Source organism: Paenibacillus sp. FSL R5-0923 (assembly GCF_038009145.1).
In the GTDB taxonomy this organism is placed as follows: domain Bacteria; phylum Bacillota; class Bacilli; order Paenibacillales; family Paenibacillaceae; genus Paenibacillus_AQ.
The window spans coordinates 4545153-4568126 of record NZ_JBBPAT010000001.1; the positions used below are offsets into that span (position 1 = coordinate 4545153).

The 22974-nt window shown below is 39.3% G+C and carries 24 protein-coding genes, 1 pseudogene and 1 other annotated feature; of the genes and pseudogenes, 1 reads left to right on the top strand and 24 read right to left on the bottom strand.

Annotation, left to right across the window (positions count from 1 at the left end; genetic code table 11):
- Positions 1 to 7: 7 nt before the first annotated feature.
- The 5 genes and pseudogenes from MKX35_RS20160 to MKX35_RS20180 all read right to left on the bottom strand — a co-directional run.
- Positions 8 to 310, bottom strand: a pseudogene (locus MKX35_RS20160) (NUDIX hydrolase); the annotation flags it as partial.
- 91 nt (positions 311 to 401) lie between these two features.
- Positions 402 to 2201 carry a vWA domain-containing protein gene (locus MKX35_RS20165; protein ID WP_076298998.1) on the bottom strand — a complete coding sequence of 600 codons (1800 nt, stop codon included), beginning with the start codon at positions 2199 to 2201 and terminating at the stop codon, positions 402 to 404.
- Between the two features lie 2 nt (positions 2202 to 2203).
- The gene (locus MKX35_RS20170; protein WP_076298997.1) at positions 2204 to 3265 is read right to left on the bottom strand and encodes an AAA family ATPase; all 1062 of its coding nucleotides are present in this window, start codon (positions 3263 to 3265) and stop codon (positions 2204 to 2206) included.
- A 75-nt stretch (positions 3266 to 3340) separates the two neighbouring features.
- Positions 3341 to 4324 (bottom strand): phosphotransferase enzyme family protein, encoded by a 984-nt coding sequence (locus tag MKX35_RS20175; RefSeq protein ID WP_076298996.1) that lies wholly within the window; start codon positions 4322 to 4324, stop codon positions 3341 to 3343.
- A 202-nt stretch (positions 4325 to 4526) separates the two neighbouring features.
- A complete protein-coding gene (locus MKX35_RS20180) occupies positions 4527 to 5060 on the bottom strand; it encodes a YdhK family protein (protein ID WP_076298995.1) in 534 nt (177 codons plus the stop codon).
- A 176-nt stretch (positions 5061 to 5236) separates the two neighbouring features.
- Between MKX35_RS20180 and sleB the strand changes: the two genes are divergently transcribed.
- A complete protein-coding gene (gene sleB, locus MKX35_RS20185) occupies positions 5237 to 5878 on the top strand; it encodes a spore cortex-lytic enzyme (RefSeq protein ID WP_076298994.1) in 642 nt (213 codons plus the stop codon).
- A 105-nt stretch (positions 5879 to 5983) separates the two neighbouring features.
- Positions 5984 to 6224 (bottom strand) — a binding site (T-box leader).
- A gap of 11 nt (positions 6225 to 6235) precedes the next feature.
- Here sleB and MKX35_RS20190 read toward each other — a convergent pair.
- The 19 genes from MKX35_RS20190 to MKX35_RS20280 all read right to left on the bottom strand — a co-directional run bounded on the left by MKX35_RS20190 (position 6236) and on the right by MKX35_RS20280 (position 22893).
- Positions 6236 to 6769 (bottom strand): GNAT family N-acetyltransferase, encoded by a 534-nt coding sequence (locus tag MKX35_RS20190; protein ID WP_076298993.1) that lies wholly within the window; start codon positions 6767 to 6769, stop codon positions 6236 to 6238.
- A complete protein-coding gene (locus MKX35_RS20195) occupies positions 6766 to 7095 on the bottom strand; it encodes a GNAT family N-acetyltransferase (RefSeq protein ID WP_076298992.1) in 330 nt (109 codons plus the stop codon). Before MKX35_RS20195 ends, MKX35_RS20190 begins: the two co-directional genes overlap by 4 nt.
- A 249-nt stretch (positions 7096 to 7344) precedes the next feature.
- Positions 7345 to 8361, bottom strand: coding sequence for a zinc-dependent alcohol dehydrogenase (locus MKX35_RS20200; RefSeq protein ID WP_256716263.1), 1017 nt, complete (start codon positions 8359 to 8361; stop codon positions 7345 to 7347).
- A 144-nt stretch (positions 8362 to 8505) separates the two neighbouring features.
- Complete coding sequence (locus MKX35_RS20205) at positions 8506 to 9111, bottom strand: TetR/AcrR family transcriptional regulator (protein ID WP_042188018.1); 606 nt, start codon at positions 9109 to 9111, stop codon at positions 8506 to 8508.
- Between the two features lie 94 nt (positions 9112 to 9205).
- Positions 9206 to 9472: a CD3324 family protein gene (locus MKX35_RS20210; RefSeq protein ID WP_042127555.1), complete on the bottom strand. Its 267-nt coding sequence runs from the start codon at positions 9470 to 9472 to the stop codon at positions 9206 to 9208.
- Between the two features lie 189 nt (positions 9473 to 9661).
- Positions 9662 to 11056: a protoporphyrinogen oxidase gene (locus MKX35_RS20215; RefSeq protein WP_042188016.1), complete on the bottom strand. Its 1395-nt coding sequence runs from the start codon at positions 11054 to 11056 to the stop codon at positions 9662 to 9664.
- 171 nt (positions 11057 to 11227) lie between these two features.
- Positions 11228 to 13831 (bottom strand): ABC transporter permease, encoded by a 2604-nt coding sequence (locus tag MKX35_RS20220; RefSeq protein WP_076298991.1) that lies wholly within the window; start codon positions 13829 to 13831, stop codon positions 11228 to 11230.
- On the bottom strand, positions 13828 to 14511 hold the full coding sequence (locus MKX35_RS20225) for an ABC transporter ATP-binding protein (RefSeq protein WP_042127549.1): 684 nt from the start codon (positions 14509 to 14511) through the stop codon (positions 13828 to 13830). The genes MKX35_RS20220 and MKX35_RS20225 overlap by 4 nt, the downstream gene beginning before the upstream one ends.
- 95 nt (positions 14512 to 14606) lie before the next feature.
- The gene (locus tag MKX35_RS20230; protein ID WP_076298990.1) at positions 14607 to 15608 is read right to left on the bottom strand and encodes a sensor histidine kinase; all 1002 of its coding nucleotides are present in this window, start codon (positions 15606 to 15608) and stop codon (positions 14607 to 14609) included.
- 1 nt (position 15609) lies between these two features.
- Positions 15610 to 16293, bottom strand: a complete 684-nt coding sequence (locus tag MKX35_RS20235; protein ID WP_076298989.1) for a response regulator transcription factor — start codon at positions 16291 to 16293, stop codon at positions 15610 to 15612.
- Between the two features lie 169 nt (positions 16294 to 16462).
- Positions 16463 to 17263, bottom strand: a complete 801-nt coding sequence (locus MKX35_RS20240) for a GNAT family N-acetyltransferase (protein WP_076298988.1) — start codon at positions 17261 to 17263, stop codon at positions 16463 to 16465.
- Between the two features lie 394 nt (positions 17264 to 17657).
- Positions 17658 to 17984 (bottom strand): class I SAM-dependent methyltransferase, encoded by a 327-nt coding sequence (locus tag MKX35_RS20245; RefSeq protein WP_256716262.1) that lies wholly within the window; start codon positions 17982 to 17984, stop codon positions 17658 to 17660.
- A 14-nt stretch (positions 17985 to 17998) separates the two neighbouring features.
- On the bottom strand, positions 17999 to 19210 hold the full coding sequence (locus MKX35_RS20250; RefSeq protein ID WP_076298987.1) for a DUF2812 domain-containing protein: 1212 nt from the start codon (positions 19208 to 19210) through the stop codon (positions 17999 to 18001).
- Positions 19191 to 19538, bottom strand: coding sequence for a PadR family transcriptional regulator (locus tag MKX35_RS20255; RefSeq protein WP_371916540.1), 348 nt, complete (start codon positions 19536 to 19538; stop codon positions 19191 to 19193). The genes MKX35_RS20250 and MKX35_RS20255 overlap by 20 nt, the downstream gene beginning before the upstream one ends.
- Before the next feature lie 165 nt (positions 19539 to 19703).
- Positions 19704 to 20021: an iron-sulfur cluster biosynthesis family protein gene (locus MKX35_RS20260; RefSeq protein ID WP_042187998.1), complete on the bottom strand. Its 318-nt coding sequence runs from the start codon at positions 20019 to 20021 to the stop codon at positions 19704 to 19706.
- A 121-nt stretch (positions 20022 to 20142) separates the two neighbouring features.
- Complete coding sequence (locus MKX35_RS20265) at positions 20143 to 20601, bottom strand: DMT family transporter (protein WP_076298986.1); 459 nt, start codon at positions 20599 to 20601, stop codon at positions 20143 to 20145.
- 38 nt (positions 20602 to 20639) lie between these two features.
- The gene (locus tag MKX35_RS20270) at positions 20640 to 21065 is read right to left on the bottom strand and encodes a DMT family transporter (protein ID WP_076298985.1); all 426 of its coding nucleotides are present in this window, start codon (positions 21063 to 21065) and stop codon (positions 20640 to 20642) included.
- A gap of 190 nt (positions 21066 to 21255) precedes the next feature.
- Positions 21256 to 21657 (bottom strand): NUDIX hydrolase, encoded by a 402-nt coding sequence (locus tag MKX35_RS20275; protein WP_076298984.1) that lies wholly within the window; start codon positions 21655 to 21657, stop codon positions 21256 to 21258.
- A gap of 57 nt (positions 21658 to 21714) precedes the next feature.
- Positions 21715 to 22893, bottom strand: a complete 1179-nt coding sequence (locus tag MKX35_RS20280; protein WP_143759373.1) for an MFS transporter — start codon at positions 22891 to 22893, stop codon at positions 21715 to 21717.
- Positions 22894 to 22974: the final 81 nt, after the last annotated feature.

Consider the following 22974-nt stretch of genomic DNA (forward strand, 5'->3'; position numbering starts at 1 on the left):
CCCTACATTAACTCAGATGTGTAATAATAATTTTTTCAACTTCTGTGCCCCGTAATTCTACGTAAAACGGCTGCGCATCATCATTTAAACAATACTCTAGCCGCAATCTGAGGTTTTTCCATGTGAGCATATCCATCGCTTGTTCTATTGAAAAAAAACCCACATCCAAGCTTTCGGAACTAGTAGCAGGTTCACCACCGATAGCTTTACCCAGAAATAATGTAGTGCAAATAGATCGATCTACATTTTGAAAAACTCCGCAGAACTTATTAATCTCTATATCAATACCCGATTCTTCTTTGGTTTCCCTGTTCATTGAATTCAACGGTAGCTGCGGAAAGAATATGTTTGTGGGTTGTCATATCGGTTACTCCCACTAATCATTTCTAAGATCTTCTACCTTAGTTAATTCTGAATACAGGTCCTTTGGGTGAGAAAGGTAAGTCATTTCCCTTTGGCAAAATATAAGCATGGTCTCTTTTAATGGTCAGCTTGTCACAATAACCATCTGTAATAATTAGAAGCGGTCCTTTTTTCGGAAAATCCTCAGCTTGTTGAATCAAATCAATAGCTGGTTGTAAGATCGTTCCCCCTCTTCCCTTCACTTGTACTCGATCTGCGATAGCCTCGGGGGGCATGTAACCTGCATCATAAGGACAAGCATCACAAAAGATAATCCGTGCAAAAGGAACATCACGAGCCTGCGCATAACTTGAAATGGCCCCTAATGCTTTGGCCAGAAGCTTTTTATCCATTGAGCCTGAGGTATCTAAAATAACTCCAAAAGTGCGGCCATCATCTGCAGCACCGCTATGAACCCATTGTGGTCGAGGGATATCAGGCGTAGAAGATTGACGTCTGCTAATTCGTGAATAAGATCTGGTCTTCTCAAGCGGTGAAAAATAATGATCAAACCACCGAGCAAGCTTTACATCCCATTTAATAGGTGGCTGGCCCAGCGCTCTAATCTCTTCAACTAGGCCTGACGGCAAAAGACCGCGACTTTGCTCTTCATGATACATAAGTCCTTGTTGCATAGCATTTTTACAGAAATCATCTAGCGTCTGTCCTTCTCTCGCATCCCAAAAACTTGATGAACCGTTATCTAAAATGTCACCAAGTCCATTCCCTCTCAAGGTTGCCAGTTTCTTATAAGTGCGGATATCTCCGACCATACGATCATAAATCGTTTCAGCAGATAAACCTTTAAGCTCAGGATCTAATAAGAGTCCAATTCGCGGATACTCCCCTACACTCATTTCTACTAGCCATAGATTTATTACGTAGTCACAAGCCACATTCCAAAGATAATGATCCCGGCCAAGACATCGCTCGTGATGCTGAAGCCCCGCATGCAGAAGCTCATGCGCCATCACGAAAATACACTCCTCGTCGTTTAGTCCGGCTGCAGGGTTCATAAATATTTTGCGCTCAATAACGTCAATGGCAGCTATGGAAATATCAAATCGCCGACATATCGCTGGATCTTCTATAATCTCAAAGCCGGCGGCAAGCGCACCTAATAAAGGATATCTGTCCATAAACCATCGTTTTGCACGTTGTGGAGCGGTTAATGAAAGTGCAGGGTCACTAATAGTATTAGCATGGCCTCCAGCAACACTTACTGCATTCGTCACAGCATTAGATAACCCATAAGCAAAATAGGCTTCCCAATCCGGTGCTTTTCCCCAGTATCTTTTGGTGGTTTCTCTAACATTCATATCCAGTTTTGAAACACCCGCAGTCCCAAAATATCTGGAGGTGTCCGGAATTCCTTTTATCATAAATTGCTCGTAAAGCTGTTGTTCATCTTTAATTGTAAGATCAATTCGCGACTCCATATCTGCGGGTACTTTCCCAAGCTTCAAGTCATTTAAAAACTTTGCTATGTACACATCACATGCAACGTTCCACGCCACTTGATTCTCTTTAATCTTTAAATGTCCAAGACCTAAATGAAGAAAACAATGTGCCAAAACGTACATCCATTCAGCAACCTCGCCACGCCTTTTAGGATGAGTGTAAATATAACCGTTATTAGTGACAATTGCCCAACCGTCTTCAGGATAGGGACTATTTTCATTATGAATAATCGAAGCTCGAACAGATAACGGTGCAAAAATAGGATGATCCGCGATTAATGAACATGCTTCATTAAAATTTTTCAAAGCGGGATTATCTGGAGTTGTTTTTTTAGCCATATTTACCCCCGCTCTTTTATTGCAAGACGTGGTAAATCACGTACAATTTCAACCATTAACCAATCTGGAATATTATCACTTTGCTCCTGCTTAGCAACTACTAGCTGTGCAATTTCAAAGCTAATGACGGACAGGTCTTTAATCAGCTTTTTAACAGTGTGTGCAAATTGGCGATGTCCATCTCGTACGTTATCTTTAATCGGAGGGAGTTCTTTGATAATCTGGGCACGCAAGGATTGCGCCAGGAAATACAGGAGATCCCGATCTTCTGGAGCCGTTGGAAATGAGGATTTACCATCTATAATTTGATTAAGTTCATATTTTCCAGTTAGATTTTTATAAAAAGCCCTGAATTGTGTGGCGTGAGAAGGTGTCAGTGAACCATTCGCTAAAATCCCCACGGCATCCACATTTATATCATCCCCAAACTCATGTAGTGCATCACTAAGCATATGCCAAGAGCGTGGCGTGGAGAAAGGCTCTTCAGTCTTTGGAGGTGCACTCCACAGATGATCGGGACGCAATTCCAGATATTCAATAACCATAGGATGAATGCTATTCTCATATGCCCAAGAGATCCAATTCTGAAAAGATACATTTAGCTGTATATGGAACATCCGATTGATAAGCGCGGAGGACATAGGTTTAACAATTGCACTATCTTGTGCACGGTTACCAGCTCCTATTACTATAGAGCCCTCAGGTAGGTGATAATCGCCGATGCGGCGTTCGTGGATAAGACTATAAAAAGCTTTTTGCACCTCTTGAGAACAGGCATTAAGCTCGTCTAAGAACAAGCAATACGGTTCGTCCCGAGCAATCATTTTCGGAGGACAAAATTGGCTCTTGCCGTTAACGATTTGAGGTACCCCAATGATGTCTTCCGGTGCTAGTTGAGAACCCAGAAGAGAAACACATGGAAGACCCACCTGATCAGCAAAAGCTTCTACAAGAGAAGACTTTCCAATACCAGGCGCCCCCCAAATAAAAACAGGGCGGATCACAGAAACGTTTAGAAGTACTTGCATAAGTTGAATAGGTGTTACAGGAGTTGCTAGGTTCAAATAAATGCTCCTTTTTTATATGATATATCCTCATTATCTATTCTAAATATATTAAAAACTACTCAAAAGGATTTATTAAAGCTCTAAACAAGCTTTGTCATTTAGGGCATCCTGAATATTACGGGCAAGCCACTCTCTATCCTGCTCACGTTGTGACTCCGAAAACTCTTGAAATAACAAAAGCACTAATTCCAGTCGACGTTTCTCGATAAAGAGTGGGAGCTCTTTTAGCCACTTATTGTCGAGTGAGTACTTTCGATTATATCCCTTCATAAAAGACGTCAGCATGGCTGCCGCAAGACTAGAAGTTCTACTCTGCTCTACCTCCGGTTTTCGCCAATCCCCAAAGATGGTCGAATAATAAACGGCAATGGCAATATCATGCACCATATAGTCGTATCCGCAATCATCAAAATCAAACACGGTGATCTGCCCCTCATACACGAAGAAATTACCCGGATGCAAATCACGGTGACATAGTCCATAGCCTTCTCGATTCCGCGGCAACTGGTTAATCCGATCATTTATTTGAAGCAACTTTTCAAAAAGCTGTTGTTCAACAGTACCAAAGTTAGCAAAGTCAAAATCTAGCTTACCCTGATGTGGTCTTGCCAAAACAGTCTCCGGATTGTATTGCAGAGTTAAAGCATGCATTCTTCCTGTTACCTCACCCCATTGCTCAAAAAGCTCCGTTCCCCAATTGGGATCGGAAGCATTAACATGACCACCTGGTGCTTTCTCCATTACACAGATCATAAATCTTTCCTCATCTTTGAATAGCGTTTGTACCAAGCTGCCATCCTGAAAGGGAATGGGGCGAGCCAGTTGCACGCCATGTTTTGCAAGATGGTCCATAAAGTCAAGTTCAGAGATGACCATCTCCTGCTCCTGATGAGAATGATGAGTTACACGTAAAATATATTCATGATCATCTTTTGGAAAGCTATAGACAACATTTTCAAAACCACCAATATACTTAATCGTTGTCCAATCGACTTGAATCTGTTGTGCAGCTTGTTTAAGCATTTCTTCATCGAATTTCACCTGCCAGTTAGGCATTTCAATCACGCTCCTACCTTCTAAGAAAATATCAATTAAAATGGTATATTTTGTATAGCAGTGCTTTATAAAGATATTTTAACACTTCACTACCAATAAAAGAAGCAATCAAAAAGGTAGGAGCAGCCTAGAACTTTAACAAAGTCCATGACTGTTCCTACCTTGATCATTGTTCATTACTTAAGAGCTTAATTTCTATTGGTTACTTTATTGCTGAAAGCTCATCTTCCGTTACCCATTTATGATTTTTCACTTTATCTCCACCCGTAGTAGGTGTGTAATCAATCATATATACCGTAGTATGTTCAGCTGAGTTAATTTGAGCCGTTGCACCTTTCATATCTTTCATATGGTCAGCTTCCATTACGACTTCTGAGCCTGATTCATAGGGTTTGTCAGCTGCTTTTTTGATTTCTTCATGAATAATCCACTTGTGATTTGTAACTGGAAATCCGCCTGTTGTAGGTCTATAAGAAACGATATACGCTGTGGTGTCAAAAGCTCCAACTATTGTTGCAGTAGCCCCCTTCATACCTTCCATATGATCCGCTTGGATAATCGCTTTACTTCCTATTTTAAAAGTAGGATTCTCTGACACCTTCAAATTTTCGGGTACGTCACTTGAACTAGAGTGTGAGGAATTTTCCATTATCTTATTGCCATAACTATTATCATTACCACATGCGCTTAGAGTGAGTGCGGCTACGATTATGAATAGATACAATTGCTTTTTCATATATAAAACCTCCGAAGTTGATGTGCCTCTGATTATTCATTTACCCATTTCATAGGATCACAAACCTAATGAAGTTTTTTCGAAAATGTAAAATGGATTATTAGATTACCAATAAATGAGTGTTGTCTCAGTTATTGAAGGTTATTTATAATGTTTTCTGAAAGGAGGCTACTACAATGAAGACTAAAATATTCACTTTGTTGCTTCTTTTGGGTCTGGTAAGTATGGCTACTATGATTGGTTCTGCTAGTGCTGCTCCGGTATTAACCGTAGGGAGTTCTTCTGGAGATGTGTGGGATCTTCAGTATCGATTAAAAACTCTGAATTTCTATACTCAGCCTTTAGATGGTGTATATGGAGCACAAACGAAAGCTGCCGTTGCTAAATTTCAAAAGGCCTACGGATTAAGTGCCGATGGAGTTACTGGTACAAAAACTTGGAATGCTCTAAAAAAATACACGCTTAATATTGAGGAAATGGATATTTTGGCGAAAGTAATCTACAGTGAATCGCGCGGTGAGCCTTATAAAGGACAAGTCGCAGTTGGTGCTGTAGTTATGAATCGCATACAATCTAGTCAATTTCCAAACAATATAAAAAACGTTGTATTTCAAAAAGGCGCATTTACAGCCGTATCTGACGGCCAGTATTGGCTTACTCCAAACCGGACTGCCTATTTAGCTGCTCTTGATGCTGTCCGAGGTTGGGACCCAACAAACAATTCGATCTATTATTTCAATCCAGATACAGCTACTAGTGCATGGATCTGGACTCGTCCTCAGAACTTAAAAATTGGTAAGCATATATTTGCGAGTTAACGCTTCAAATAAATGTAATAGCCGGTCAACCATTACGGTTGACCGGCTATTTTTTGCAATAAAAAATATTTCTTCTAAAATGAAAACAAAAAGCCCCCTAGTCCGAAAAGGGACGAGGAGCCGCGGTACCACCCTAAATTAGAACTATTCTGTACAACAAACAGAAATGTTCTCACTTAAATATTTAACGGTTAAAACCGGTACACCTCTACTTGCCAACAATGGTTTCAAGGGACTGCTCCGGAGTGAACTTCGATCAACCCTTTTCTCTAGAAACGCTCTCAATCTCCGGCGTTTCCTCCCTGTAAAGAGGTATTGAACTACTTTTCTCCATCAAAGCATTTGTTTTGATTAGCTTTATCCATTACAAAAATTAAAAATCATCTTTAATTCATCATCAAAAGACTTCTTACATTCTTCTTGAAAGCTGTTACCAGTATATTCTTTTAGTGTCTTTCTCCAAAAATGCTGGGCTCTCCTATTAGTAGCTGTGGGATTGGTTTGTAGCTCCCATTTTCCAATATGAAGATTAAATACCTCCTTAGCCGCACGTTCAGCGATTCCCGTACCTCGGAAGGGCCGCAGGATAAAGAATTCGTTTAAATAAAATTCACAACCTGGTGGTGTATGAGGTGGTGTCGCTACTAATGCAAAACCAGCAGGAATTCCATCCTCTTTTATTATATAAGGATATAAAATCCCCGGCTTCTCCCACCATATGTCGAAGACTTTATTCTGTTCATTCAGCGTCTGTGTTTCATTATCTTCGTATACCCCGTATTGATTAGGAAGGTTCCCCCATATCTCTGATAGATCGTGTAAGTATAGTGGGTAGAGATTGTTAATCTTAAACTTCGTTGTGCTGTCAGTTAATGTTACGGTGGTATTCATTTTGTTCTCCCCCTTCTATCGAATGCTTGAATATATTTTTGGAGATCACTCAGATAACGTTCTGTATAGTTGTCTTTTGTATAATCCTTAAGCACTTTTCGCCAGAAAGCTATGGCAGGTTTATTATTTTCCATTTGAGCTAGTTTCCATTTAGCTTCTTTAAATAGATCAAGTGTTTTTATTGCGGCAGCAGTACCTATTCCATTTCTTCTATATTTCTGTAAAATCATAAAGTCATAGATCACATGAGTTGGATCTGGGTCTGTATCTAAGTTTTCAAAAAGAACAACCACAAATCCAGCTACGTTTCCTGAAACCTCAATCAAATATGGATTCCATCGATGATCCCCTTACCTCTTTATCTTCAAACGTTACTGGAACAAGATTAATTTCCATCATACCTCCACGTTTTTTCTCTAATTTCACTTCCATACTCAGTATAATTACGACCACACACTAGTAATATGCCATGTTCAATTAGAATTAAATTTTATATAACGTCATTATTCTTCTAAAATAAAAAGAGTTCACCTGAGTTTTACACTCAAATGAACTCCAATATAATTAACTGATGATTAAGTTAGATCTACAATAACCTTGATCGTTTCTTTTGCTGCAATTGCTTTATCGAAGGCGGCTTGAATATCCTCTAATTTATAAGTCTGTGTCACCATTGTAGAGATATTCGTTTTCTTGTCGTTTATATGTTCAATTACCTTTACAATATCTTCATGTGTGTATCCACTAGCTCCAACTATGTTAACTTCTTTACTCATCACTTGAGCAAGGTTTATAGGTACTTCATTTTTATAAACGGCAATGATTGCTATTCTTGCTTGTGGCTTTACAATCTGCATCACTTGTTCAAATAAGATTGGAGCGCCCGCTGCGTCCACAAAAGCATCTACATTGGGTACACTCACACCGTATACGTTCACTTCGCCGAAGTGTTTGATTAAACCCTCTGCTAATGTTTCAGTCGACGTATTAACTGTTAATGCGCCTAATTCTTTTGCTTTATCCAAACGCCAGTTGTCAATATCCACTACGCAAACATCTTTAATGCCTTCACCAATTAATCCTGCAGCTGCAGATAAGCCAATAGGACCAGCACCAAGAACTACGATTTTGTCTCCATGTTTGGGCAGTATGCTAAAAGCGCCATGGAAGCCTACGCTCATGGGTTCCATTAATACGGCCTCTGTTGCCGAAACGGAATCATCAAATTCATAAAGGTTATAATTAAGTGCTGCATCTTCAATTAAGACATATTGTGAAAAGGCTCCTACCTCCAACGAATAACGACGACCTGCACGTTTTGCAGTAATTGGATTCACACCTACACGCATGCCAACTGTCAAATCGGTTTCCGCATCAGAACCTAATTCGACGATTTCACCAAACATTTCATGTCCAAACTCTGAGCCGAAACGGATACCCATTTCTGAGCCTGCTTTTACTATATTGATATCTGTACCACAAATTCCACCAGCTAAAATCCGAACCAACGCATCTTTTGCTCCTACTTGAGGCATCGGACGCTCTTCTATCCCCACACAATTTTGACCGTGATAAATGCCGACTTTCATCATTCATTAACACTCCTTATTACTATCTATTACTTTCATGGTAGTAGTTATTAAGGAGCTAAGCAATCTACAATAATACTGAAAGCGTTAATAAAGCAACAGTTGATAAATATGTGTTAATTAAAATTTAAATAGTGAAACAATTCACTATATCTTTTTATTATTTGCAGGTATAAATGGATTTAACTGTATGATTCGTTCTGCTAAATATTTAGGTGTATAAGGCATATCATTGCCTAGCCACATGGAAATTGTACCAATGATAGCCGATGTTCCATACCAAGCTGCAATATCAGATGGAGTATCAACGGTTAAGAAATCCTCTGTTTTTTGAATTGATTGTTGTTCTGTAGTTGTTAATATCAATTCATATAACAGATCCATCAATTTCGGTGTGAAATAAGGAATGTTTTTGGTTACAAGCAACACCTTATACATATGAGAATTCTCTGCAATATGCTCAAGCAATAAAATCAGCGAGGTAAGTTCATCCCCTGGTTTATAGGATTCTTCAAATTTATCTATGAGTATTTTCTTTAAATCTGCTAATAAATCATCCAAGATACTATCAATCAAATCATTAATATCTTTGTAATGTAAATAAAATGTGGCTCGATTGATTTCAGCCTTTAGCGTAATAGCGTTGATCGAGATCTTATTCAGTTCTTTCTCTGCTAATAAATCTATAAAAGCATTCCGGATTGCTTTTCTTGTCTTTCTTATCCGTAAATCTAAGTATGTTTTGTCTGCCATGTATCTTCCACCTCGTAGTTAATGAACATACTGTCAATTATAATACAAAAAGCCACGTCAGAGCTTCCTCTAACGTGGCTTTTTGGGATTATAGCTATTTTTTTGTGTAAACAATCTTCTTAATACTGTCCCTTGATAGGCAATATTCATCCGAAAGCTGGTCAACCGTTGCTCCAACGGCAAACCTTAAACAAATCTCAATATTTCTAGATCTTAAGTATTTTCTGCTCCCTGACTTCTCGCCCCATTTTACATGTGCTTCTTCAGGCTTAGGGATATACACCAAACCACCGTTAATATATTTCTGAATTTCCTCTAATAATTCTTTTGGAAAAATCGTATCTGCATTTACATATTTCATAGTCGCTCTGCTCCTTAAACTTTTTTTGAGTTTGAAGGTAGCAAAGTCTATTCTAAAAACAACCCTGCACAGTGCACTGGCGGTAAATCAATTTTTATTCGCTCTATACAAACAACCGCCGTTGTTTATAGTCTAGACTTTGCATAGAGCTTATCGCTAATTTTCTCACTATTGTCCGCCCTCCTTTATTTAATGTGTAATTACTTGTTCCAAAATGCGTTCCGCTGTCTTCTCTCCATTTGCAATACAATCAGGAATACCCACACCATAATAAGAACATCCAGCAAGGATTACATTCGGATAATGATCTGCAATCTTCTTCTCTAAGGATACTACAATCTCGTGATGGCGTTTGTGGTAATTTGGCATAACATCATGCCATTTGGTCACATCGTGGGTAACTGGATGTCCAGTAATTCCAAGACTGGTCTGTATATCATTCAACGCCACCTTTAATAATTCCTCTTCTGAAAGCTTAATCAAGGACTCATAATGCGGTCCTGAGCTTTTATAAAAGAGTCTGACAAGCAGACGTTGTTGACCAGACGTGTGCTCCCACTTGCGACTTGTCCACGTACAAGCATTACAAAGAACATCGTCACTGTTGGCTGTTATAAACCCTGTACCGTTCGCTGGCAGTTGACTGTCAGGGATATCAAATCCTATATACACACTAATCATAGAGCTGTTAAACAACTGTTTGAAATCTTCATTCAGCGCTTCGTCTTGAAGTAATGCTTGTGCAGTAGAATGCATCGTTCCTAGTACGGCAAAATCGCTCTCCAAGATTCGTCCATCTGCCAGTGTTACCCGGTACCGTTCTCCATCCTTTGCAATGCGCTCTGCCCGAATCCCTTTGATGATCTCAACATCGGACAGCTGTTCTTCCATGGCATCAATCAGAGCAGATACGCCACCCTTAAAAGACATAAACTTCTTATCGCCGTTCCCCTGGAATTTAGCCTTATTCGCGGACAATCCCTGAATAATACTTCCATATTCATTTTTATAATCAATCAAATAAGGAAGGGTCGAGGCAATGGTAAGTTCGCTCAATTTCCCGGAATATACACCTGATAGGACAGGTGATATTTGCTTCTCGACAAGTTCTTTTCCAAAGAAAGCTTCCAGAAAGTCACCTACAGAATCGTTTTTCGTAAAACGATCATTCGGAGTATAGAAATCTTTAAGTGCTTCAACTTTACCTTCAGCAGAGATCAAATCTGTAGTAGCAAGCGATTCAATACTGAGAGGGATGCCAAAGACTGCATCTTTAGGAATTTGCTTCAGCTTACCTTCTGTGTAGATGTATGATATTCCTGTCGCGTTATATACAACCTCATCCTGAATGCCTAATTCTTCAATCAATGGTGCTACATTTGTCTTGCGAGTGACAATTGAATCAGCACCAGACTCCATGATGAAGTCATCATGCTGAAGTGTTCTGATTTTGCCGCCCAGTCTATCGCTGGCTTCAACCAAAATGATTTTTACATCCAACTTATTATGCTGTATAGATTTCTGTAGATAGTAAGCGGTAGACAATCCAGTAATTCCCCCGCCAATCACGACGACCGTTCTCAAGCGTTGACACCTGCCTCTAAAGTTATAATCTGTTAAATTCAATTGAATACATTATATCATAGGGATTTATATGTAATAACATACCGTTCGTGTCATATATGACACAAAACACCCCCAAAAAATATAAACCTTCAGAAAAGTCAAAAAAGCCGCGATTATCGCGGCTAATCCTTATATATTCTCCTGTTTTAAAGCATCAATAATATTTTCCTTCTTCACTTTTGAACTGGAGTACAGCATAGCTGAGCTAACGATGATAAATACAGCGACTATGACATACAAGATACTCATCCACGGAAGTGCGAATCCATAGGAGAAACTACTCATCATGGATCTAAAGATCAAGTACATCACGACTATGCTAATCGGAAGCCCGTAAAGTAGTGATTTTATCCCATAGAAGATACTTTCATAATTAATCATTTTATTAAAACCGTTTGGCGTCATCCCTACAGACTTCAACATCGCAAACTCTCTTTTACGAAGTGATATGCTAGTTGATATCGTATTGAAAATATTCGCAATCGATATTAATGTAATCAAAGCAATAAAACCATAGGTAAAAATAGACATTAACATGATCATCTGCTCACTATTTTGTCTATTTTGAAACACATTTTGAACATAGACATTCCGTTCTTTCATCTCTTCAATGGCTTGTTGTGTCGCTAATGGATCAGAGCTGTTCAGGTTTAGTCGGCTTTGTATATCGTTACTCATCGTATCATTTGTTAATTGATCGAAGACTTGGTCAGAGACAATGATGTTTAATCCACCAACTTGTGCTGAATGAACACCCATAGGGCGTTTATCAGTTAATGCGACGATTTCTACTGGTGATAATTTCGTCTCTTTTTCTGTATCCCAATCCGTATAAATTAAATCAAGCTTCTGACCGATTTCCGAATGAAGAGCTTTGGTCTCAATAATCTTTTTGGCGTTCTCATCCTCAAAGGTGACGGTATCATTCACAATAGCTGACATCTGATTGAGATCCGTTAATTGTTCATAACTTACACCGACGGATTCTGCATAGGTTCTCAAACCCTGTTCATTTAGGGCATGGATCTGAATGTAGTAAGGATATTTCCCATTCTTTAAAATACTGCTATCCTTCTCCACGATCTCTTGCAATTCTTTTGCCATATCTTTTTCATCAATCCATGAACTCAAGCTTAGTTCCCTGACCACATTATATTCCGTTATATTAGGTAAGGCAGTTATCGATTTCGTCAGCCGATCTACTTTTTGAGCGTCCTCAGTCCCCATATAGACTTGGATATCATAGTTCAAACCATCCTGTGAGAGTTCTACCGACTTTCTCATATTAGAAGTGAACGAAGTTACGGATAAAAATAAAACGATACTAATGACAAGTGAGAATACAGTTGCTTGGTACCTGCGTTTATTTCGCTTTAAATTCTTCAAACCAATCTCTGCTTCAATTCCAAACAACTTGCGAACGAACTTGGATGTTTTCACCGCTTTACCAGAGAGCTTAACATCGGTTGATTGTCTGATCGCATCAATTGCCGAGATCTTTGAAGCTTTTCGGGCTGGAAGATAGGTGGATATAAAAATCGTCATAATTGAAACTACACAAGCGGTTAGAAGAGATAGAGGTGTAACAACCAACGTTAATTTTTCTGTTATCCCTAATACATCTTGAATCATCGAATTGATGAACATAAAAGTGATCCCGATTCCTGTAATTCCGCAAAGGATCCCAATAGGTATACTAATTAAACCGATGATCATCCCTTCAAAAAACACTGAATTCTGCTTCTGCCTCTTTGTAGCACCTACGCTGGAGAGCATTCCTAAATGGCGTGCACGTTCCGAGACAGAAATTGCGAAAGCATTATAGATTAAAGAAACGGAACCAATGATAATCACAGTCATAACGATGACTGACAATGAAAGAAGTGTGTTACGTAAGCCATCGTTATTCGTCACACCATAATAGCGGAGCAGACTATTATTATAAGAGATCGACTCGATATTGTTTTCTTGTGCCAATTCCTCTGCATGCTTGTATATGGAGCTATCCACCTTATTTAATACAACCGTCGCTGTGGTTTTTTCAGCTGCTCCAATCAAGCTTTCATCCACATAACTTAGAGCAGTATAACCCGGGGACCATGTTGGTTCCCAAGTAGGGCGCTTTATCACTCCCACAATCGTGTAGTTCATTGGTTTTTTATGAATGATCTCTTCATTCAGGGTATCCTCTTCAGTCCGTAATCGTTCGTTCTGAGATAAGGGCTGCCCACTATTTTTATCATCCCTAGTGACTCGCTCTCCGACATCGAGAGTTAAAGTTTCACCAATCTTGTATGTTACTTTAGCGTTTTTTGCAATTTCCTCAGAAATGACTACTTCATAGTTAGTCTTCGGGAGTCTTCCATCCAGAAGTTCAATCGGAAATTGTTTAAAACCAGCTAAATTATATTCCTTAATATACCAATAGGGCTTGTTCTCATTCTGTCCCCCCTCTAAAGGGGCATAGCCACGATCATTTGAGATGACAAGTGTTTTCGTTGCATCATCCGCTTCTATCGCTTTAAGCTGAGCTTTAGTAACATTTCTATATTGGACATGCCATTCTCCATTTGTTGAGATACTCTGCTGCCTCATTAATTCCATAAATGAAAAACCAAGCGTTGCCACAGCCGTCACCATAGCCACAGAAATGATGACTCCAATGATAGTAACCAATGTTCTTCGTTTATTTTGCTTCAAATGTCTAAGCGTTAATTTATTTACGATATTCACGGACGAATCACCTCATCTTTGGCGATCCTTCCATCTTCAATGGTAATCACTCTATCCGCTTGTAATGCAATCCGTTCATCATGAGTAATGACAATCAGTGTTTGATTATAGGTTTTATTAAACATTTTTAATAAATCTATAATTTCACCACTGTTCTTACTATCCAGATTACCGGTTGGCTCATCTGCCAGCATGATTGCAGGATTACTAATTAACGCTCTACCAATAGAGACCCGCTGTTGTTGCCCGCCTGAGAGCTGATTCGGGAGATGGTTTAAGCGATTTTCCAAATTTAACGCCTTTACAGTATCCGCAAATTGTTTCTTATCTACCTTGTGCTGATCAAGGAGTAAAGGAAGTGTGATGTTCTCTTCGACCGTTAAGACCGGTATAAGATTATAGAATTGATAAATCAGCCCAATTTGTCTGCGTCTAAAGATCGCCAGCTGTGTTTCATTCAATTCATAAATATCCGTGTTATCTACGAATACTTTGCCGCTTGTCGGTCTATCCACTCCGCCTAATAAGTGCAGAATGGTCGATTTCCCGGAGCCAGATGGCCCGATAATCGCTACGAATTCACCTTTTTTAATCGAAAAAGATACATCATCCAGTGCCTTTACCGCTGTTTCGCCTTTTCCATATGTTTTAGACAGATGTTCAATCTTTAAAATGTCCATTGTTAGACCTCCATTTGTTGATGAGATCAGTATATCTGTCTACAATGACTATCCAGTGACTCTAAAGTGACATTCTAGTCACTAAGCTACAAGTGCTAAATGACTTGCTTATAAAATTTAATCTGAAATTGTGAACCCTTCCCCACCTCACTCTTCACATCGATCGTTCCGTTTTGTCCTGTGATAATGCTTTGTGCCAAGGCAAGTCCAATCCCTACACTATCTTCGCTTGCATTCTTACCTTTATAGAATCGTTTGAAGATATAGGGGAGCTCTGCCTTTGGGATTCCTTTGCCGTTATCTGTAATGAAAATTTCCGTAAACAGTGCATTTTCTGCAAAAGAAATCGAAATTTCTCCCCCAGCAGGTGTGTGCTCTACACAGTTTTTCAGAATATTAATGATCGCCTCAGTTGTCCAATTGAGATCGCCCGTAAATGTGGTGCTATCATCTCCATCAATCAAGATCCGTTGTTCTTTAATATCCATTGGAATTAACATGGGCTCCAAAGATTTTTGAACTAGCTTGTTCACCAGAACAAGATCTTTTTTAAAATGAATGGTTCCTGCATCGATCTTGGAGAACTTTAATAAAGAGGAGACTAGCCAGCCAATTCGTTCGAGTTGGATCGTAATTTTCCGGGTAAACTCCATTCTCTTTTCAGTGTGCAGCTCAGGATCACTTAATAAATCTGCCATCACAGTCATGGAAGTAAGCGGGGTTTTGAGCTGATGAGAGATATCCGAAATCGCATTGGTGAGCTTCATTTTATCTTCTTGTAATTGCGCACTCTGCTCGGATAACATCAGCGTCACTTTATAAATGTCATTCTTCAGGATACTAAGCTCACCTTCCTGATTATCACGAACATCAAGCGAATAATTCCCACTACTGATTTGGCGTAGATACCCTGAGAGTTTTTCAATTTCACCATATCTCCAGCGGGTAAACAATACACTGCAAGCTATAAGCAAAGCTGAAGTCCCAGCTATGAGCCCTACCGCCTCTAACGATATAAATGTCGCCACCGCTGTAGCCACAAGACTGATCAAGCACATCGTAAATAATAACCATCTAAATTCTCTATTACGAAGCATCCTAATCACCTACCTTGTAACCCAACCCTCGAACTGTTTTGATCAGTGTTGGTTCTTGGGGGTTATCTTCTAACTTTTCCCTAAGTCTTTTTATGTAAACCGATAATGTATTGTCGTTCACGAATTCACCTGCCACATCCCAAATCCGTTCTAACAATTGATTTCTTGAGAGAACCTGACCAACATGGTTAGCAAAGATCAGTAATAATCGATATTCTAATGCGGTCAATAGCACTTCATCGCCGTTCTTATAAACCTTTCCTTCAAGTGTGTTAATCCGTATATTCTCTAATTCGATATTGGATTGGGTCTGAGCCTGCTTGTTATATCTCCTTAAGACGGATTTAATCCGCGATAGCAGCTCCCGAATCCGAAAAGGCTTAGTTATGTAATCATCTGCCCCCATATCGAGTCCCATCACCACGTTGACCTCATCATCAATCGCCGTTAAAAAAATTACCGGTATATCACTTTGCGCTTTCACGATCTTGCACAATTCATAACCGCTGCCATCCGGCAGTGAGAGATCAAAGATGCATAAGGTGAGCTCTGATAACTTCTCAGATAACACCGCTTTGGCTGAGGTGGCGTCATAACATAGAAGGGTTTCAAAATGATCCTGCTGTAATGAATATTCAAGTCCTGATGCTATCGTTCTATCGTCCTCGACAAGAAAAATTTTCATGAATGATCATCCTAACCTTATAATATATTCAATCGTTCCATTCGTTCCGATGATCATTCTCTCATAATTACAGAGTTATACCAAATTACAATTCATATTAAAGTATTTACAACTCCACGGTAAATATAATAAAAACGTCTACTCCATGGAATAGACGTCTCTAAAAGGATTATATTGCAAAAGCACCACACTTATATTGATGTATCTGTTGAAACCCTAGTCGTAGTGCCGATTTTTTCGAAGCTTCATTATCTAGTGAACAATCCCAGTAAGGAATAAAGCCATTGGCGAGCACATCTTCAACAACTAGCGTTGCTAAATGTGTCCCCACTCCTTGTTTCTGATATTTAGGAAGGGTTTCAATTCCGATTGCGTGAGTATCCTGTGTAACAAAACTAGAATAGCACACCCCCATAATTTCAGATCCCTCAACTGCAGCATATCCGTAGCCTTTTTCGGCAAAGTCTTCTTTCGATGACCAGAATAAATCAATATTTTCATGTACAAATTCTATATTCTTTAGATCTGAGTTCTCCCAATCCAGCATTTTAAGATTTATAGTTCTAATCCCATTAGTCAGCGTCTTAGGCGGCTTGTGAAGTAACTTGAACACCATCTGTTCAAAAGGATATAGCTTCCTAGAAGGAAACATCAATTCCAGATTCCATTCATCATGTTGACCAGAAACTTCGAAATGTTCCATCCCGAGTTCCTTCATTCTAGGTACAATATGATCTGTTACATAACTGTCCAGTGCATGGATAAAGGCTTGATTGGTGTGATCGCCAATAAGATAAAACCCTTCAATCCCCTGACTCCATACTAACGCACTCTTTGGTGCTGTAAGTTGATCGACAAAGATCCAACCAGGATTATTGCCTTCAATCACAGAGAGAATTTCGGGATGGATATGCTCTCCATGAAGTAGTGGCTTCACTTTATAGTAATCCTCATGAGGTATTTCATGCATACAAACACTCCCCTTATTATCATTGCAAAATGCTGTATACATAAGTATAAAGTAATCGTCCTTCATCGGTTGGTAAAGTTCATTCATAACTGAAAATTACTGTCCACGTATAACTGTTTTTCTAGCCTTAATTATTAAAAATGAAGGTCTCCTTCTTTCATTTATTAATTTGGGCATCTTCTCAAGACCCTCAAGGTTGGATTCAGGTTCAACAATTTCTTCAACAGTCAGTCCATTTTGGATCAAAGTATTAAGTAATGTTGAAAGTTTTCTGTGGTATTTTATGACACCATCGATTCCCCAAAACTGTGATCTGAAACCTTCTTCTCCATAATTATCAATAGGCCAATGTAGGATATTATGATTGGAATCTTTAACCCACCCACTTTGAATCTTATTTGATAAAACAACAGGATGCTCTGAATTCGATTTCTTCCATAGAGCCCTGTATATAATGGATCTCTGGTCGTTTCCTTGCCATAGCTAACATCTTCTCTGATATATCTACACCTGTTACCTTTGATGCATGGTTATCAATCATATAGTTCGCCTGTTCTCCAAAACCACAACCCAGATCGAGAACATTTAAATCCTGTAGGTCTGGAAGTAACCCTCTTATTGCAGGTTGTTCAATAAAGTCATTGTATGTAATTCTTGACTCCCTTAAGTTCTTATACATTTGGAAAAACTCAGGGTTGTCATAAATGTTCTGTTGCATCATTCACCTCCACGATATTATTGATGATGTTTACGAAGTCGGTTGTAATATAGCCAAGTCCGACTAACATATGATCCAAACATTAGAATTAAGATGGCGTACAAGATCATATTTATGATCTGCAATCGATCCAGGTTAGAATAAGTCGATAATCTTACATTTAAACCAATGATATACATATATAAAATAGTGAGGGGTAAGAACATAGCAGAATACGTTAAAGCTATACGTCTAGCTAGTTTCAACTGATTTAACTTATCGCTGTATATTTGCGGTTTGGCTTTACCTGCTACATATTCTTGGCCCCATAAAACCCATTTCTGACTCCATGAACTCGAATGATACAGACATATCCAGCCAGAATCCATATGAATGTTGAAGTAATTGGTATCAGCAGTATTTTGTAAGTCCGCACAATAACACATCTTACGAGGCTTCCCTTTTTTAAAATAAAAGGCAGTTCCTGTTTTGCCAACGCTGTACAGATTATATCCCTTTTCTTCCATTCCCTCTAGCCACTCTTCAAGCCGATCCGGCGAATACATCCATCCAATCTTCCACTTCAAAACAAGTTGACCTGAACTTTTCAAACGCTTCTCTTCATTCTTACTTAGCCTGTCTTTCAGAGGGGATGTCCCCTGACCATTTTGCTTGTTTGGTTGTATGAATTCCCCTGTTAATCTTTGGTTCGTCTTGTTTAATGTGATCAGCGAATATACGGTGAAAATGCATAAGATAATGCTAAGCCCTAATGCAGTAGCGGGAATAAAACCAAAAGGTCCGTTGAAGACATTAAAATGACCAGACTTGGAAATACTCAATGCTATCGTACTTATTAAAATTACATTGAGTAATGCAACCATTAAATAAATCAATATCCCCATAAAAACATACATGATCTTCTTGTTATGCTTTACGATTCCCTCTCGATCAGGGAGAGCTCTAATCTGTTCTAAAGGCAGCCGATTCATCGTCACAACCCATTTGCCGCTCTGTAACACCTTCGTCCATCCGAAATTTAATAGACCCTTAGAGAGGGATTGGTTGGGAACTTTATCGAATACGATTCGATAGTTTGCTGCTTTCGGTTCGCCCTGCTGAAAGTAAAAATATCTAGTTAAACGGTTGATTCGGATAAGTTCGTAGCCTTTTTGGGCCATAGAAGCTAACCATTCTTCAGTTTTCTGAACATCATAACTCCAAAGGGGTCTAAATATTTTGATAATCATCTATGTCACCTCCATATTTTGTAGCATTCTCATGTAGCTCTTTAAGTCTATTAATCTCCGTAGCAAGAATTAGCATCCCTATGTCTGTTCTTTCGTAAACTGTTTTTCTCTCTTCATCAGCAAAAACAGTAATCATCCCATCTTTTTGCATCTTCGTTAACGTGCCATAAACTGTACCTGAACCTAACAAAAGACGTGCTTTCGTGATTTTCTCTACATGCTTCACTATTCCATATCCATGACGTGGTTCATCTAAGGATAAAAGAATATAGAATGCTGTTTCAGTCATGGGTACGTATTTCTTCAATACTTTCTCAGGGTTCAACATGCCCAGCTCCCTTTATTTATACGTCGCATTTAAATATGTCTTAACGTGACTATATCACGTTGTGACATAGTCTACAATATTAATGCTCGAAAAAAAATAAAAAAAATGTGTAGAATCGCTTCATCAGCCATTCTACACACTCTGCATTCAACTGCTCCAACCTGCCTAACGAATATCTTTTACACGAATATTACTTCCTAACAGACTCGAATCACTACTTAATCGGAATGACGGGTAATTCTCATCTGCTTCAAGTCGCATCTGTTCATCAAATAAAGACTCCTGTTGCCGGTCAACAAAAAAAGTAAAAGGTTCTTTCTGAACTTCAATATCTGTAGCATGAGGTTCACTAATGACCTGAATTACGATCACGCCATTACAACCACAGCCCTCTGTATCGAAGAATAATTTAAAATATCCTGGTCGTTCACCAAGGCTTTTTTCTAACTTTTCAATAGTTTGGGAGTTCAATTGTATGAACATAGGATGATCTACTCCTTATTTATAATCGAGCTATTACTTTCCCAAAGTATAATTTGATTTGCTTCCATCCTCGTGTGACTGCCATCACTTCTATTTTGACAGACATGCGACTGAGCATAAATTAAGCCGCCTTCTGCGTCTCCCGTTCACCACCTAGCTTAAACACGAGAATACCTCCAACAATAACAATCACTCCGACCAACTGCTTCCAAGTAAAAGGAACCTTTTCAAGCCCTAACCAGCCTAGTGAATCCCAGAGCAGTGCAAACCCAAGCTGAGAGATTAATACGATCGAAATCGCATACGTAGGGCCCAACCGCTTAGTTCCTTGCACAAGGCATATTACTACCCCAACCCCGATCAAACCACTGATCCAATACCAAGGCTCCATATTTCTCAAAGTAAATATACGGTTTCCTTCAACGATAAGACTCATGATAAATGAAGCTAGGAATCCCATCCCTAACACTAAAGTTGTCGTGGCCCAAGATCCAACCTTTTCATTAACTTTTGTATTAAATATATTTTGCAGACTCACTAGTGATCCCGCGATAAGCGCTAATATCAAACCAATAATCATAACTTAACTCCTCCATTTATCGACTTTACGCAAGGCCATTAGAATTTCAGTATCACTACACCAACGATCATCAACCCGATGCCGATGAACTGCGGCAGTCTCATTTTTCTCTTTTCCATTCCAAACCAGCCTTTAATATCAATTAAGAACGTCAGACATAGCTGAGCAATCAACAATGAGGATATCGTAAACGTAACACCAATTTGCTGAATGGCCGTTACTTCACTGAAAATAATAACAGCCGCAAAAGCGCCACCGATCAAATATAAGGGTTTTACTTGCTTAAAGCCTCCCCTTTTCCCATCTCTAACGAACAAAAGAATGAGAACGGACATGATGAACCCTGTTAATTGTGTAATTGTAGCCGCCTGCCAAGTCCCGATATCTTGACTAATTCGAGCATTTGACACGCCCTGTAGCGTAATACAAGCCCCCGCTAAAAATGCAAATATAATTCCTCTCATTTCTCTCTCTCCTCAACTTCGATCTCTTCCATATTAAATAGCATATCGGGGGTTTAAAAAAGGACATCTGTCCTTAATGAGAAGAAACGTTGCTAACGCCCAACAATCACCTTTGGCTCATAGAAATAAAAAGACCGTCTCAAGCCAACTTGCTGGCTTAAAACGGACTTCAAATGCTGTATATAGTTGATTATGAGAGCAAATTCTTCTCATACAATTGATCAAAAATAATTTGGGTAACAACAGACACGCGATCCCGATCCTTATAGCTTAACCAAGATAATTCCTCGATTTCGGACGCTGGCGTTAATGTCCCTTCATAATCCGCAATATAACAGGTCATTTTGACTGTAACACCCTCTGCTTTCCCATGAGCTTCTGCCTCAAACGTTCCAAAATAAGAGACAGTCTCTTTCTTGATCTGAACAGAAATCTCTTCCTCGATTTCGCGCACGAGTGTCTCTTCGTCTGTTTCTCCGGGTTCTCTTTTTCCTCCAGGTAAATAATACATATCTTTCCCTTTGGAACGCGCACATAAGACTTGTCCATTCTCGATATGAATCCAGGCGATTTTATCAATGATTGTTGTCATATTGTTCTCCCCATGCCTTTTTTTCAACAATTATATCATACAGCTGAACGTATACATTTATGCAACGTCAGCTTTAGATTTTTGAACGCGAAGCTTAGATTGAGGAAGGTGATGAAGCAAATAGTATACAGCAACTGAGATAAGCGTCACGAACCCTGCAACTTCGTACATCATACGGTAATCTGTATAAGAAGCAACTACACCCATAATATAAGAACCCGCTCCATACCCCAAATCAAATAACAAGAAAAAGGTTCCATTGGCGCTTCCTCTACGTTCTTTATCGGCTAATTTAAGTGCAAGCGTCTGAAAGCATGGCATAAGTGCGCCATACCCAACCCCCATAATGATGCCTGAGAACATCAGCATGAATCCGGATTTAGCTTGACTTAAGCTAAGCAGACCTACAGCGAAGATCAGAATTCCGGGATAAATGAGAATATGTTCATTATATTTATCGAACACTTTACCAATTAGCGGTCGAAACAGCACAATCATAATCGCAAAGGCCACAAAAAAATAACCGGTAAGCTGTGATTGGTTAATTTCTTTTGTAAAAGACGCGATAAAACCAGATAAAGAACTATAGGAGAACGCAAGCGTAAATCCGACAAGCGAGATGGGCAGTGCTTTGGGTTCAATGACGTCACTCCAGCGAAGACCCTTTCGGATCTTCACAGGTTCCTTAACGGCTTCTTTAACCTTATCCTTCTCTTCTTTGGGCATACGAACGCCTAATGTGAATAACAGCGAAAACGCAGCAATCACACATACACCTAACAGCAATACATGAATGTTCTCATCTTTCCATAGAAAAAGACCCAAAGCTGGTCCAATGACCATCGCAATGCTCATAAACATACTGAAATAACCGATACCTTCTCCTTGGCGTGAGAAAGGGATTAACGTGGAAGCTATTGTACTTGTCGCTGTCGAGGCAACCGCATAACTCATACCGTGAATGAAACGAATCACCAGAAACAATACAATTCCATTAGCTCCGAAGTATCCTATACAGGCGAGTAGAAATAAGACCAGCCCAATAACCGCCATTTTCTTTTTACCGAATTTATCAACCCATTGTCCTGAAAAAGGACGGATCAATACACCTCCGAGGACATAGATGGTAATGGCTAACCCCATTTGCTGCTGATTCCCGTGCAAGCTTTCCTTCACGTATAACGGGAATGCAGTCGCCAGAATGTAAAAGGTCAGAAACATAAAAAAACTACTCAAACAAACAACAATAAAATTCCGGGTCCATATCTTCTCTCTAATCACAGCAGACTCTCTCCATCCTACCTATATCTTTTTATA